Annotated in this window: 11 protein-coding genes; 4 read left to right on the top strand and 7 right to left on the bottom strand. The window is 66.6% G+C overall.

Annotated elements, in window-relative coordinates; translation table 11 throughout:
• Positions 1 to 42: 42 nt before the first annotated feature.
• The 6 genes from fabV to queA all read right to left on the bottom strand — a co-directional run bounded on the left by fabV (position 43) and on the right by queA (position 7,345).
• The gene (gene fabV / locus AC3IR9_RS08175) at positions 43 to 1,302 is read right to left on the bottom strand and encodes an enoyl-ACP reductase FabV (RefSeq protein ID WP_489295238.1); all 1,260 of its coding nucleotides are present in this window, start codon (positions 1,300 to 1,302) and stop codon (positions 43 to 45) included.
• Between the two features lie 254 nt (positions 1,303 to 1,556).
• The gene (secF, locus tag AC3IR9_RS08170) at positions 1,557 to 2,534 is read right to left on the bottom strand and encodes a protein translocase subunit SecF (RefSeq protein ID WP_489295237.1); all 978 of its coding nucleotides are present in this window, start codon (positions 2,532 to 2,534) and stop codon (positions 1,557 to 1,559) included.
• Between the two features lie 15 nt (positions 2,535 to 2,549).
• The gene (secD, locus tag AC3IR9_RS08165; RefSeq protein WP_489295236.1) at positions 2,550 to 4,403 is read right to left on the bottom strand and encodes a protein translocase subunit SecD; all 1,854 of its coding nucleotides are present in this window, start codon (positions 4,401 to 4,403) and stop codon (positions 2,550 to 2,552) included.
• 61 nt (positions 4,404 to 4,464) lie between these two features.
• Positions 4,465 to 4,812: a preprotein translocase subunit YajC gene (gene yajC / locus AC3IR9_RS08160; RefSeq protein WP_489295235.1), complete on the bottom strand. Its 348-nt coding sequence runs from the start codon at positions 4,810 to 4,812 to the stop codon at positions 4,465 to 4,467.
• Between the two features lie 149 nt (positions 4,813 to 4,961).
• Positions 4,962 to 6,092 (bottom strand): tRNA guanosine(34) transglycosylase Tgt, encoded by a 1,131-nt coding sequence (gene tgt, locus AC3IR9_RS08155; protein WP_489295234.1) that lies wholly within the window; start codon positions 6,090 to 6,092, stop codon positions 4,962 to 4,964.
• 188 nt (positions 6,093 to 6,280) lie between these two features.
• On the bottom strand, positions 6,281 to 7,345 hold the full coding sequence (gene queA, locus AC3IR9_RS08150; RefSeq protein WP_489295233.1) for a tRNA preQ1(34) S-adenosylmethionine ribosyltransferase-isomerase QueA: 1,065 nt from the start codon (positions 7,343 to 7,345) through the stop codon (positions 6,281 to 6,283).
• A 212-nt stretch (positions 7,346 to 7,557) separates the two neighbouring features.
• On the opposite strand from queA, the gene AC3IR9_RS08145 reads away from it, so the two are divergent.
• Positions 7,558 to 9,054: an aminotransferase class III-fold pyridoxal phosphate-dependent enzyme gene (locus tag AC3IR9_RS08145; protein ID WP_489295232.1), complete on the top strand. Its 1,497-nt coding sequence runs from the start codon at positions 7,558 to 7,560 to the stop codon at positions 9,052 to 9,054.
• Between the two features lie 224 nt (positions 9,055 to 9,278).
• Entirely contained in the window at positions 9,279 to 9,872 is a 594-nt protein-coding gene (locus tag AC3IR9_RS08140; protein ID WP_489295231.1) for an LOG family protein, read from the top strand.
• 27 nt (positions 9,873 to 9,899) lie between these two features.
• Here the strand turns inward: AC3IR9_RS08140 and AC3IR9_RS08135 are convergent, their stop codons facing one another.
• Positions 9,900 to 12,779, bottom strand: a complete 2,880-nt coding sequence (locus AC3IR9_RS08135; RefSeq protein ID WP_489295230.1) for a bifunctional diguanylate cyclase/phosphodiesterase — start codon at positions 12,777 to 12,779, stop codon at positions 9,900 to 9,902.
• A gap of 241 nt (positions 12,780 to 13,020) precedes the next feature.
• On the opposite strand from AC3IR9_RS08135, the gene AC3IR9_RS08130 reads away from it, so the two are divergent.
• A complete protein-coding gene (locus AC3IR9_RS08130; protein WP_489295758.1) occupies positions 13,021 to 13,539 on the top strand; it encodes an RNA polymerase sigma factor in 519 nt (172 codons plus the stop codon).
• Positions 13,536 to 14,477 (top strand): hypothetical protein, encoded by a 942-nt coding sequence (locus AC3IR9_RS08125; protein WP_489295229.1) that lies wholly within the window; start codon positions 13,536 to 13,538, stop codon positions 14,475 to 14,477. Before AC3IR9_RS08130 ends, AC3IR9_RS08125 begins: the two co-directional genes overlap by 4 nt.
• Positions 14,478 to 14,487: the final 10 nt, after the last annotated feature.

The raw sequence follows: 14,487 nt of genomic DNA, 5'->3' as shown, positions 1-14,487 counted from the left end.
TTTGCAGTGCAGCTCAGGCGTGCCCTGGTCGGGCGCCCTGGGTCAGGCCATGTCGACCAGGTTTGGAATCTGCACGTCGGTGGCTACATCGGCGTCGTAATCCACGCCCTCCACGCCAAACCCGAACAGGCGCAGGAACTCGGCCTTGTAACCGGCCAGGTCGCTGATCTCGTACAGGTTCTCGTTGGTCACCGTCGGCCACAGCGCGACTACTTCGCCCTGCACGTCCGGCGCCATTTCCTTGTAGTCGGCGCGCAGGCGGCCGGCCTCGTCGATCAACGCCACCTGGCGGCCGTCATCGGTGACCAGGTCGTGGCGCAGGCGCTCATTGGCGGTGCCCACGTCCTTGCCGCCGTACAGGATGTCGTACAGCGTATCGAGCTGCTCGATGCACCCTTCATGGGTGCCCTTGGCCTTCATCACCTTGAACAGCAGCGACAGGTACAACGGCATGGTCGGAATGGCCGAGCTGGCCTGGGTGACCACGGCCTTGAGCACGGACACGCGCGCATCGCCGCCGATCTTCTCCAGCGTCGAACGCAGGCCGATCACCTTCTCGTCCAGGTCCTTCTTGGCGGCGCCGATCGAGCCGTTCCAGTAAATGGCCTGGGTGATTTCTTCGCCAACATAGGTGAAGGCGGTGGTGGTGGCACCTTCTGCCAGCACGCCCGCCTCCAGCAGCGCATCGATCCACATCTGCCAGTCTTCGCCCCCCATGACGGCCACGGTGCCGGCAACCTCTTCCGGAGTGGCCGGCTCGATGGTGGTTTCGGTGATGCGTTCCTTGTCGGTATCCAGCCCGCGCAGGGTGATCGGCGCGCCGATCGGCTTCAGCGTGGAGCTGATGATCTCGCCGGTCCTGGGATGCTTGCGGCGCGGCGCGGCCAGGCTGTACACCACCTGGTCGACCTGGCCCAGATCCTGGCGGATCAGTTCGATGACCTTGGCCTTCACTTCATCGGAGAAGGCATCGCCGTTGACGCTCTTGGCGTACAGGCCGGCCTGCCCGGCATACTTGTGGAAGGCTGCGGTGTTGTACCAGCCGGCGGTGGCGGGCTTGCTCTCGGTGCCCGGGCGCTCGAAGAACACGCCCAGCGTGGCGGCATCGCTGCCGAAGGCGGCGGTGATGCGCGCGGCCAGGCCGTAGCCGGTAGAGGCGCCGAGCACCAGCACCTTCTTCGGACCGTTGACGATCTTCGGCTTGGCCTGGATGTAATCGATCTGCTGTTTGACGGCCGCATCGCAGCCGACAGGATGGGTGGTGACGCAGATGAAGCCGCGCACACGCGGTTTGATGACCATGAAGACCTCGATGGAAACGGCGCAGCCGGAAGGAGGGCCTCGCGCAACCCTGAAATCGTAGTCCGCCACAGGCACCAGCACAACCGACGCCCCGGTACGGTGGAAAAAAACAAAGCCGCGCAATGCGCGGCTTTGCAGGGATCGACAACCCCGGCTGGAGGACAGCCCCCTTGATGTTCAAGGGGGCGCGCCAACGGCGCGGGGATAAGGCGGCATGCCCGATCCGTAAACAGTCGGCGCCTGGCGCCGATGGTTTACGGACGACGCTCCAGCGCCTCGATGTCCTTGGCCTTCGGCAACAGGTCCTGCTTGCTCACGCGCAGGAAGCCGATGGTCAGCATCGGCACGGCCACCAGGATCGAGGACAACACCACGATCACCGCACCCACCATGTGGGTTTCGGCCAGGCCTTCCATCGAGGTGCCGCCGTACATGTACAGGGCGAGCGCGGACAGGAAGAACATCACCGCGGTGATCACCGTGCGCGACAGCGTCTGGTTGATCGAACGGTTCAGCACTTCCAGCGGCTCCACGCGCAGGCTGCGGAAGTTTTCGCGGACACGGTCGAACACCACGATGATGTCGTTGATGGCAAAGCCCATCACCGACAACAGGCCGGCCAGCACGGTCAGGTCGAACTCACGCCCGGTGGCCGACACGAAGGCCACCGTCAGCAGCAGGTCGAACAGCGCCACGATACTGGCGGTGATGGCGAACTTCAGCTCGAAGCGGAACGCGATGTAGATCAGGAAGCCCACCAGCATGAACAGCGTGGCGTACAGCCCGTTCATGGCCAGGTCCTTGCCCACCTGCGGGCCGACGAACTCGTTGCGCAGCACCGTTGCCTTGTTGTCGGCACTGGAGATCGCCTTGACCACCGCATCGGCCGTGCGCTTGTCACTGGCCGAGTCGCCGGTGCCCGGGGCATGCTCGCCCTGCGGCGCCAGGCGGATCAGCAGGTCGGTGTTGCCACCGAAGCTCTGTACCTGCGCGCCTTCAAAGCCATTGGCTTCGAGCTTGGCACGGACGTCTTCGACGTCCACCTGGCGCTCGTAGCGGGCTTCGATCAAGGTGCCGCCGGTGAAGTCCAGCGCGTAGTTGAAGCCCTTGGTCGCGATCAACGCGATGGAACCCACGAACAGCAGCAGGGTGACCACCATGGCGGCATGCCGCCACCGCATGAAGTCGATCTTGGTGTCGTTGGGGAGGATGTGCAGCGGAAACAGTTTCATGTGCGAGTCGTCCCGTTAGATGGCCACGTTCTGGAGCTTCTTGCGACGGCCATAAATCAGCGTCGCCAGAGCACGAGAAACGGTGATCGCGGTGAACATCGAGGCAAAAATACCGATGATCATGGTCAGCGCGAAGCCCTTCAACGGACCGGTGCCGAACGCGTACAGCGCCACACCGACGATCAGGCCGGTCAGGTTGGCGTCGAGGATGGTGCCGCTGGCACGTTCGTAACCGGTGACGATCGCGGTCTTGCCCGGCATGCCGGCGCGCAGCTCTTCACGGATACGCTCGTTGATCAGCACGTTGGCGTCCACCGACAGGCCCACCGACAACGCCAGGCCGGCAAAGCCCGGCAGGGTCATGGTGGCGCCGAACATCGACATCACCGCCACCACGATCAGCAGGTTGAACAGCATCGCCAGCGAGGTGATCACGCCGAACATGCGGTAGTAGATGCTGAAGAACACCAGCGTGAACAGGAAGGCGTAGACCACGGCAGTGATGCCGTTCTCGACGTTTTCCTTGCCCAGGCTCGGGCCCACCACGCGCTCTTCGACGAAGTCCATGGGGGCGGCCAGCGAGCCGGATTTCAGCAGCTTGGCCAGGTCTTCGGCTTCCTTCTTCTCCAGACCGGTGGTCTGGAAGTTCTTGCCGAACACGCCGTTGACGTTGGCCACCGAGATCACTTCTTCCTTGACCCGGAAGCTGCGCACTTCCTTGCCATCGACCTCGGTCACGGTGGGAATGCGCTCGGTGTAGACCACCGCCATCGGCTTGTTCACGTTGGCGCTGGTGAAATCGAACATGCGCTGGCCGCCGACGTTGTTCAGCGTCACGCTGACCGCGGCGGCGCCGTTCTGGTCGGTGGTGGCCTGCGCGGCCACCATCTGGTCACCGGTGACGATCACACGCTTGTTGAGCAGCACCGGGCCGCCACTGTCGCGGCGCTGGTAGACCTTGGCTTCCGGCGGCACGCGGCCGCTGGTGATCGCATCCTGGGCATTGCCATCCACCACTGCGCGATACTCCAGCGTCGCGGTGGCACCGATCATGCGCTTGGCTTCGGCGGTGTCCTGCACGCCCGGCAGCTGCACGACCACGCGGTCGGCACCCTGGCGCTGGATGATCGGCTCGGCCACACCCAGCTGGTTGACGCGGTTGCGCAGGGTGTTGATGTTCTGCTCGATCGCACCGTTGGCGATCTGGTTCAGTTCGACCTCCGGCACCTTCACCGCGATGCGGTTGCCGGTGACTTCATAGCCCAGCGTCGGCTGCGCCTTGGCCATCACGTCGCGGGCACGATCGATCGCGTCGGCGCCGGCGGACGGGCTGATGGTGGCGAGGATGCTGTTGTCCGGGCGACGTTCGACCGACTGGTAGGCGATGCGGGCATCGCGCAGGCTGGTACGCACGTCTTCGGCGTAGGCATCCAGGCGCTTGTCGAGGGCGGCCTTCTGGTCCACCTGCAGCACGAAATGCACACCGCCCTGCAGATCCAGGCCCAGCACCATCGGGCGACCGCCCAGCCTGGCCAGCCAGTCCGGCACGGTCGAGGCCAGGTTCAGCGCCACCACATAATCCTCACCCACGCTGTCGCGCAACGTGTCGCTGGCGGCGGCCTGCGACTGCAGGTCCGACAGGCGGACGATCAGGCTGTCGCCTTCCTTCTCCACCCCCAGCGTGTTGATCCCGGCCTTCTTGAGGTCGGCCAGCACGCGGTCGCGAAGGACCTCGTCGATCTGCCCGCCACGGTTGGCGGTGATCTGGACGGCCGGGTTCTTCTGGTAGATGTTGGGCATCGAGTACAGCGCACTGAGCGCCAACACGATCAGGATGACGAAGTACTTCCAGCGTGGAAATTCGAGCATTGCTTGGGTCCCGCGCGGCGCCCGTCCCGGCGCCGCGGTTGTGCATCGGAAAAGGAGTGGCTCAGTTGGCCGACTTCAGCGTGCCGGTCGGCAGCACGTTGCCCACGGCGCCCTTCTGCACGCGGATGCGCACGTTGTCGGCCACTTCCAGGGTGATGAAGCTGTCGCCGATGTCGGTGACCACGCCGGCGATGCCACCGTTGGTCAGCACTTCGTCGCCGCGCTTGATCTTCTCCAGCATCGCCTTGTGTTCCTTCTGGCGCTTCATCTGCGGGCGGATCATCAGGAAATACATGATCGCGATCAGGATGATCGGGAACAGCAGGGTGGTCAGACCCATACCACCGCCCGGCTGGCCGCCAGCGGCTTGGGCGTGGGCGGCGGGAATCAGGAAAGCGATCAGGTTCATCTTGTAGTCCTTGGGTTGGGAGGCGCCCCCGCTGAAAGGCCGGGCACGCCGCGAAACGGGATGCAGCCACGAAGTATGCCATGGCCCCGGGAGTTCGTCCTTGGGCCGTTTGGCAGGGTTCGCGCGCCGATCAGGGGGCTGCCTGCCCCTTACAGCGCCGGCGTGGCCATGCCACGGGCTGCGTAGAAGGACTGGCGGAAGGCGGTAAAGGTTCCCGCCCGGATGGCCGCGCGCATGTCGGCCATCAGTTTCTCGTAGTAATACAGGTTGTGGATCGTGCCCAGCATGGGCGCCAGCATTTCGTTGCAGCGGTCCAGGTGGCGCAGGTAGGACCGGGTATAGCCGCTGGTGCAGGCATGGCAGCCGCAGCCCGGCTCGATGGTGTCCATGTCGCGCTGGTAGCGCGCATTGCGGATACGCACGGTTCCAGACGAGGTGAAATAGTGGCCGTTGCGGGCGTTGCGGGTCGGCATGACGCAATCGAACATGTCCACGCCCCGGGCCACGCCTTCCACCAGGTCTTCCGGGCGGCCCACGCCCATCAGGTAGCGCGGGCGGTCGGCCGGCAGGATCGGGTGCAGGTGGTCGAGCATGGCGTTGCGCTCGTGCTCGGGCTCGCCCACGGCCAGGCCGCCGATGGCGTAGCCGTCGAATCCGATCTGCTGCAGGCCCTCGGCCGAGCGGCTGCGCAGGTCGTGGTGGACGCCGCCCTGGACGATGCCGAACAGCGCCGCATCGTTGCCCAGTTCGTCGTGGGCATTGCGGCTGCGCTGGGCCCAGCGCAGGCTCAGCTCCATCGAGGTGCGCGCGACCGGCTCGGTGGCCGGGTACGGGGTGCATTCGTCGAAGATCATGACCACGTCCGAATCCAGCACCTTCTGGATGTGCATGCTCTCTTCCGGGCCCAGGAACACCCGGGCGCCGTCGGTTGGCGAGGCGAAGGTGACGCCCTGTTCGGTGATCTTGCGGCGATGGGCCAGCGAGAACACCTGGAAGCCACCGGAGTCGGTCAGGATCGGGCCGTCCCAGCGCGCGAAGCCGTGCAGGCCGCCGTGGTCGGCGATCACCTCCAGGCCCGGGCGCAGGTAGAGATGGAAGGTATTGCCCAGGATGATCTCCGCGCCCAGCGCGCGGACCTGCTCGGGCAGGATGCCCTTGACCGTTCCATAGGTGCCCACCGGCATGAAGGCCGGGGTTTCCACGGTGCCGCGCGGGAAGGTCAGGCGGCCACGGCGGGCGCGGCCGTCGGTGGTCTGCAGCTGGAACTGGAGTCGGGACATGGAGCGGGATTCGGGCAAATAATTGCCGATTATCGCCGAAATGCGCCCGACATGCCCCGCCGTGGCGACCGGTGGCCGGACGGGCACGTACCGACCCACCCATCTGTACCGACCAACGGTCGGTACCTACCGGTACGCCAACCCGTCCCGACCCACGTAGGGCCGACCGTTGGTCGGCTGCCCTCAGATCACGCCTGCGGGAACAGCAACATCGCATCGCCGTAGCTGAAGAACCGGTACTTTTCAGCAATCGCCACGCGATAGGCCTCGAACACCCGGTCCTGGCCGGCAAACGCCGAAATCATCATCAACAACGTGCTTTCGGGCAGGTGGAAGTTGGTCACCATCGCATCGACGCTGCGGATACGGTAGCCGGGCGTGATGAAGATCTGGGTCTCCCCGGAGTAAGGCAGCAGTTCGCCGTCGCGCATGGCGCTTTCCAGCGCCCGCACCACCGTGGTCCCCACGCCGATCACCCGGCCTCCGGCGGCCCGGGTGCGGCGCACCTGCTGGACCAGCTCGGCGCCCACGTTCAGCCATTCGCGGTGCATGACGTGTTCCTTCAGGTCATCCACCCGTACCGGCTGGAACGTGCCGGCGCCCACATGCAGGGTGATATGGCCGAAGTCCACGCCCGTGTCCTTCAGCGCGGCCAGCAGCGCCTCGTCGAAATGCAGGCCGGCGGTGGGCGCGGCCACCGCGCCGATCTCGCGCGCGAACACGGTCTGGTACCGCTCGCGGTCGTCCATGCCGGGCTCGCGCTGGATATAGGGCGGCAGCGGCAGGCGACCGGCGTGCAGCAGCCATTGCTCCAGCGCCTCGGGCACGTGGAACCGCAGCACATAGAACTCGCCATCGCGGCCCAGCACTTCAGCCTCACCCCCGGCGTCCAGGCCGATCCGGCTGCCTGGTTTGGGCGACTTGCTGGCGCCCACCTGGGCCCTCGCCTGCTGGGCACCGAGCAGGCGCTCGATCAGGATTTCGACCCGGCCGCCACTGGCCTTCTGCCCGAACAGGCGCGCCGGAATCACCCGGGTATCGTTGAACACCAGCAGGTCGCCGGCGCGCAGCAGCGTGGGCAGGTCGCGCACATGGCGATGCTCGAACGCGTCCGGGGCGGCCGGCACCAGCAGCAGGCGGCTGGCCGAACGCTCGGCCAAGGGCGCCTGCGCGATCAGCTCGGGCGGCAGTTCATAGTTGAAATCGGACTTCTTCAAGGGAGCGCACGACAACGTGTAGGCAATGTCGCGCATTGTACGACTGGCCTTCGGTAGCAATGCAGGATTTGGCGAACGTCGCGCAAAATGCTGCTATGCAACAGTTTTTCACGGGGTTATCGCGCGAAAAGCCGCGTGATAGCATCGGGTCGGAAGTCAGATGCACGAGCAGGAATCCCCCGAGCGCGCGCGAATAGACGCGCGTTTTGCATTTCCGCCGTGCCGCCAATCGTGTCAGGAGATCTGCAATGAGCTTCACCGAACGCCTCGCCCCCCTTCGCGCCCAGCCCGGCACCCGCCTTACCACCGGCCTGGATGACGCCACCCTTGAACGCCTGGCCACCGGCCACCCGCAGCTGGTTGCCGCGATCGACGCTGCCGTTGCCGAATTCGAGCGCGTCCGCGCCGAGCTCGGCGACCTCCTGGCGCTGGACGAACGCGCCCAGATCGATGCGATGCAGGACGGCTTCGTCAATTTCTATGCCGACGACGCCATCACCCCCTATGTCGCCCTCGCCGCCCGTGGCGCCTGGGTGGTCACTCTAAAAGGAGCCGTGCTGTATGACGCCGGCGGCTACGGCATGCTCGGCTTCGGCCACACCCCCGCGGCGGTGATGGAGGCCATGGCGGCCCCGCAGGTGATGGCCAACGTGATGACCCCGAGCTTGTCGCAGCAGCGCTTCATCAAGGCCCTGCGGCAGGAAATCGGCCATCGTCGTGGCGGGTGCCCGTTCGCCCGCTTCATGTGTCTGAACTCCGGCTCCGAAGCGGTGGGCCTGGCTGCGCGCATCGCCGACGTCAACGCCAAGCTGCAGACCGATCCGGGCGCCCGCCATGCCGGCGCGAAGATCAAGCGCGTGGTGGTCAAGGGCAGCTTCCACGGCCGCACCGACCGCCCCGGCCTGTATTCCGATTCCAGCCGCAAGACCTACCTGCAGCACCTGGCCAGCTACCGTGGCGAAGACTCGGTGATCGCCATCGCCCCGTATGACGAAGACGCCCTCAAGCGCGTGTTCGCCGACGCCGAGGCCAATCACTGGTTCATCGAAGCGATTTTCCTGGAGCCGGTGATGGGCGAAGGCGATCCGGGCCGCTCGGTGCCGCCGTCGTTCTATGCCGTGGCCCGCGAACTGACCCGCCAGCACGGCAGCCTGCTGCTGCTCGACTCGATCCAGGCCGGCCTGCGCGCCCATGGCGTGCTGTCGATCGTCGACTACCCCGGTTTTGAAGGCCTGGACGCGCCGGACATGGAGACCTATTCCAAGGCCCTCAATGCCGCCCAGTTCCCGCTCTCGGTCCTGGCCGTCACCGACCATGCCGCGCAGCTGTACCGCAAGGGCATCTACGGCAACACGATGACCTCCAACCCGCGTGCACTGGACGTGGCCTGGGCCACCTTGTCCCTGCTCACCCCGCAGGTGCGCGAGAACATCCGTGTGCGCGGCGAGGAAGCCGTGCGCAAACTGGAACAGCTCAAGAGTGAACTCGGCGGGTTGATCACCAAGGTCCAGGGCACCGGCCTGCTGTTCTCCTGTGAACTGGCCCCGCAGTTCAAGTGCTACGGCACCGGCTCCACCGAAGAGTGGCTGCGCAACCACGGCATCAACGTCATCCACGGTGGCGAGAACTCGCTGCGCTTCACCCCGCACTTCGGCATGGACAGCGACGAGCTGGACCTGCTGGTGGGCCTGGTCGGCCGGGCGTTGAAGGAAGGCCCGCGTCGGGAGCAATCGCAGGCCGCCTGACCGATCCATTGCTGGCCGCGACCAGGTGGCATTTCGTGGGTACCGGCCGTGGGTCGGTACCCGCGCATCGCGCGGCATGATGCCCCGATTGGCCCCGGCCGCGTGAAAGGGAGATAATTGCCGCTTGCACCGCCAAACCACACCCCGTCATGCGACCAGAACACCGGTCCGCGGCGGGGCGTTTGCGTTTCTGGGTGGCATCCTCCCGAACACAGGAAGAGTCAATGAAGTCGATCTGCGTGTACTGCGGCTCCAACGCCGGCAGCAAGCCCATCTACACCGAACGCGCCATCGCACTCGGCGACCGCATCGCCCGTGACGGCCTGCGCCTGGTCTATGGCGGCGGCAATGTCGGGCTGATGGGGACCGTGGCCAACGCCGTGCTGGAGGGCGGCGGCGAAGTCACCGGCGTGATCCCCAAGCAGCTGGCCGACTGGGAAGTGGCCCACCGCGGCCTGACCGAACTGGAAATCGTCGGCTCGATGCACGAGCGCAAGTCGCGCATGTTCGACCTGTCCGATGCCTTCGTTGCCCTGCCCGGCGGCTTTGGCACCATGGAAGAGATCTTCGAGATGCTTACCTGGCGCCAGCTCGGTATCGGCAACAAGCCGTGCGCGTTCCTGGATGTGGACGGCTTCTACGCACCGCTGATCGGCATGATCGACCGCATGGTCGACGAGCGCTTCCTGCACCCCGAACAGCGTGCCGACCTCTGGTACGGCTCGGATATCGACGCCATGCTGGACTGGATGCGGGCCTACCAGCCGGCGCAGGCGTCCAAGTGGATCGACGAGAAGCGGCGCAACGCGCTGCGCTGACGTAGAGCGGGGCTCTGCCCCGCTGCATCATCGTACGAAGGTTTCCATCGGTGCCGGCCGGCCAAGCAGGTAGCCCTGGCCGTAATCGCAGCCCAGCTGCAGCAACGTGCTGCGCTGGGCTTCGTTCTCGATGCCCTCGCCCACCGTTTCGATGCCCAGCGTTCGCGCCAGCGACAACACCCCCTGCACCAGCGCGTAGGTGCTCTGCATGTCCTGCCCGTGCAGGCCGGCGATGAAACTCTGGTCGATCTTCAACGTCGAAATCGGGAAGCGGTGCAGATAGGACAGCGCCGAAAACCCCGTGCCGAAATCATCCAGCTGCACCAGCACGCCGCGCTCGCGCAACGCCTGCAGGATACGCAGCGTACGCGGGCCGTCGTCGAGCAGCGCCACCTCGGTGATCTCCAGGCGCAGGCGCCGCGGGTCCGCCCCGGCCGCCTCGATCAGCCCGAACAGCCGCGCACTGAAGTCGGCGGAACGAAAATGCCGCGGCGACACATTGACCGACAGGTAACCCTCACCGCCTCGCGCCAACTGCCCGATCACCTCCTCATACAGCAGCCAGTCCACCTGTTCGATCAGCCCGCTTTCCTCGCCCAGGTCCAGGAACGCACTGGGCAGCAGCAGGCCCCGGCGCTCGTGCTGCCAGCGCAGCAGCGCTTCGTAACCGATCAGTTCGCCATCGCTCAAGCGCACGATGGGCTGGTAATACGGCAGGAAATCGCGGTTGATGATCGCCCGGCGCAGGTCCGCCTCCAGGTCCAGGCTGCGCATCGCCTCCTCGCGCATGGCTTCGTCGAACACCGCACAGCGATCCTTGCCCTGCGCCTTGGCCCGGTACATGGCCGCATCGGCGTCGCGGACCAGTTCTTCACCATTGCGATAGCGCGGGTTCCACATCGCGATGCCCAGGCTGCCGGACGGGAACAGCTCGCGCCCCTGCACCCACATCGACTCTTCCAGCGCCATCAGCATCCGCTGCGAGAATTCATGCGCCGTTTCCAGCCCCTGCTCGCATTGCAGCAGGATCGCGAATTCGTCGCCGCCCAGCCGCGCCACCACATCCCCACTGCCGACCATCGACACGATCCGCTTGGCCACCTCGACCAGCATCTGGTCGCCGGCGGCGTGGCCGATGCTGTCGTTGACCAGCTTGAACCGGTCCAGGTCCAGGAACAGCACCGCGAACAACGGCCCGTCAGGCAGCCGCGCGTGCGCGATCGCATCCTCCAGGCGGTCCAGCAGGTGCAGGCGATTGGGCAACCCGGTCAGGGCGTCGTGCATGGCCTGGTGGGTGAGCCGCTGCTCGGCGCGCAGACGCTCGCCGATCTGGCCGAGCAGCTTGTCATTGACCTCGGCCAGTTCGCGGGTGCGTTCTTCCACCCGTTTTTCCAACTCCGCGTGCGCGTTGCGCAGATGCTCCTGGTCGCGCTGGCGGGCCAGGCCGTTGCCGATGTTCTGCGCCACGAAGGTCAGCAGCCGCTGGTCATGCGCGGTGAAACTGACCTCCGGCGAATAGCTCTGCACCACGATCACGCCCACCACATCGTCATCGCTGAGCAACGGCACGCCCAGCCAACAGTGCGAGCGCGCGCCGAATTCGCGCACGCGGCCGGAATCGCGCAGGGCATCGATGTGCCCGCGCGTGGCCAGCAGCGGCTGCCGATTGCGCACGATGAATTCGGTCAGCCCCTCGCTGAACGGTCGCGGCGCGCGCGACGCATTGTATTCGTCCACCGAGTAGACGAAGTCGAGCCCATCGCCGTTTTCGTTGACCAGCGCGATGTAGAAATTGCGTGCATCCAGCAGCGTGCCCACCACCCCATGCACCTGCACGTAGAACTGGGCCAGGCTCTCGGCGCTCATTGCCATCTCGGCGATGTTGAACAGTGCCAGCTGCAGCTTCTCGGCGCGGCGGCGCTCGACCACCTCATCCTGCAGGCTGCTGTTGGCGCGCTGCAGTTCCAAGGTCCGCCGCTCCACCTGGCGCTCCAGCTGCACCTGCGCCTGGCGCCGGTCCATCGCGGTGAGGATGTGCTGGGCCACGTAACCCAGCAAGGTGCGATCGGCTTCGTTGTAACGCACGCGCTGTTCGTAGCTCTGCACCACGATCGCCCCGCACACGCGGCCGTCGCGCAGCATCGGCACGCCCAGCCAATCCAGGCTTTCCGGACCGCGGCTCGGGTCGTACTCGTCGTTCATCGCCGCCAGCAGCTCGTTGGACGGCCCACTGAGCGGCTGGCCGTGGCGCAGCAGCGCGAAGGTCAGGCTGCGCGGCATTTCGTGCTCTTGGTAACTCCGGTCCGGGTCGGCGACAAAGCTGTCGCGCTGGTCGGCGAAGTACAGGAAGCGCACCCGGCAGAGCACGTCGTCGTATTCGACGATGTAGCAGTTCTGTGCGTACATCAACGAATTGAGCACGCGATGGAAGTGGCGGAGCATCTCGGCCATTTCCAGGTCCGCGCCGGCCAAATCGGCGATCTCGTACAGCGCCTGCTGCAACCGCTCGGAGTTCTCCAACAGATTGATCTGTTCGCGTTGCCGCGCCAGCGCCAGCGCGTCCTGCAACGACTGCCGGGCAATCGCCCACCACGCCGGATCAGGCACCGCGCCATCGGCAGCCACCGCCTGCACGACCAGGTCACTGCCCTGATGCTGCCAACGGCGCACTGTCGCCTGCGGCCCTGCGCCGCCACCGAGCAACGCCGCCAGCGCCTCGGCCGGCGGCAGCGTTGCCGGCGGCTGCGCCAGGCATCCTTCCCCCAGGCCCGGGTCCGACCACGCCAGGGCAACCTGCGCGCCCTGCGGCAGCAGGGCACACAATGCCCGCGCGAGCGAGGCGGCAACCACCGCGTCACCTTCCGGATGCCCCAAGGACGTCACCAGCTGGTTGGACAACATGTTCATCTCTTCTGGTCCCGGGTACCCGGCACCTCCCCTGTGCTGCGAGCATAGCGCGGCACCCGGGGGGCAATGGAAGCCCGCAACCCCGTTCAGCGCCGCTGGACGTTTGAACCCCTGTCTCCCCCGCCATGCCGCCATGTTGTCGCCCGTGATCGCCGCCACCACGCCCTGCTATGCGCAAGCCAGCCCAGCGCTTACTCTGTGCGCCGTGGACGCCGCTGCCCTGCCAACCGACGAATCGCTGATGCTGGCCTGGGCCGGCGGCGAACTGCATGCGTTTGAAACGCTGTACGCGCGCCATCGCAGCCGCCTGTACAGCTTTCTGCTGCGCCAGCTGCGCGATGCGGCGCTGGCCGACGAAATGTTCCAGGACGTTTGGCAGCGGGTGATCGCCGCGCGTGCCGGCTGGCAACCCGACGCTGCCTTCACTACGTGGCTGTTCCGGATTGCCCACAACCGGCTCAACGATCATTGGCGCGCCGCCCGGCATCGTCCGCCCGCGCCGGGCGACGCCGATGAGCGGGTCGCACGCATGAGTGATACGCGGACGCCGGAAACGCAGCTGTCCGAGTTCGAGCAGCGTCGCCAGCTGCAGCTGGCGATGGAGCAGTTGCCGGAAGAACAGCGTGAGGTCCTGCAGTTGCGGCTGGAACAGGAACTGAGCCTGGAAGAGATCGCCCAGATCACCGGCGTCGGCCGCGAAACGGTTAAATCGCGGCTGCGCTACGCGATGGACAAGCTGCGCGCGGGGTTGACCGAATGAACCACATCGAACCGCTGACCCCGGAAGAACGCGAACTGGCACGCCTGCTCGGTCGCGGTGCGCCAAGTACGCCGTCGGCCGCACTCGACGAGGCGGTGTTGGCCGCCGCGCGGGCCGCCGTGCAGCCTCAGCCGGTGACTTCGGCCGCCCCGGTGATCGCCCCCGGGACGACCGCGGCACCTGTGCAACGGCCTCGCCGGTCGCGGCTGCCGGCCGCGCTCGGCCTGGCGGCGTCGGTGGTGTTCGCCGTTGGCATCGCCTGGCAGCTCAAGCCGGAACCGCCACAACCGCCACCGATGGCCGCCACCGCGCCGGTTGTCGAGGACGCGCCGGCGCTCGACGCCGCGCCCGCGGCCAGCGACACGTCGGCGGCATCCGCCGCCGCTGCCGAGATTGCCCAGACACCCGCTGCCGCGCAGAATGCTGCCGGGGCAGTCGCCCCACGGGCACGGACCACGCCCACCCCACCGGCCTTGCCCAAGCCCGCGCCGGTGATGCCAGCGCCGGTGATGCAGGCACCGCCAGCACCGCCGGTACCGCCCGCGCAGGTCGCGGCGGCCCCGCAGGCTTACGCGATGGACATCGCCGAGCCACGACCAACCGATATCGTCACCCCCACCGGTGACGCCAGGCAATCCAATGCCGCCGCGCCGGAGGCTGGCGCAGCGGCCAAGTCCTCGGCACGCAGCATGACCGGCGCCGCCGGTGTGATGCGACGCGCCCAGTCGGCACCGGCCAGTGCCGAACTGTCAGCCAGCGCGGTCGATGCCGCCGTCGACGCCGATGCCGCGCTGCCCCGCAAACAATGGCTTAAACGCATTCGTGAGCGCCGCGATGCCGGCGACCTGGACACCGCGCGCGCCAGCCTGGAGCGCTACCTGGTGCAGTATCCGGAAGCGCGCGTCCCGCGCGATGTCCGCCAGCTGCTGGACAACTGACGAGCATGTG

It is taken from the genome of Stenotrophomonas sp. GL_101 (assembly GCF_057835675.1).
This window is presented reverse-complemented; position numbering and strand designations above follow the sequence as displayed.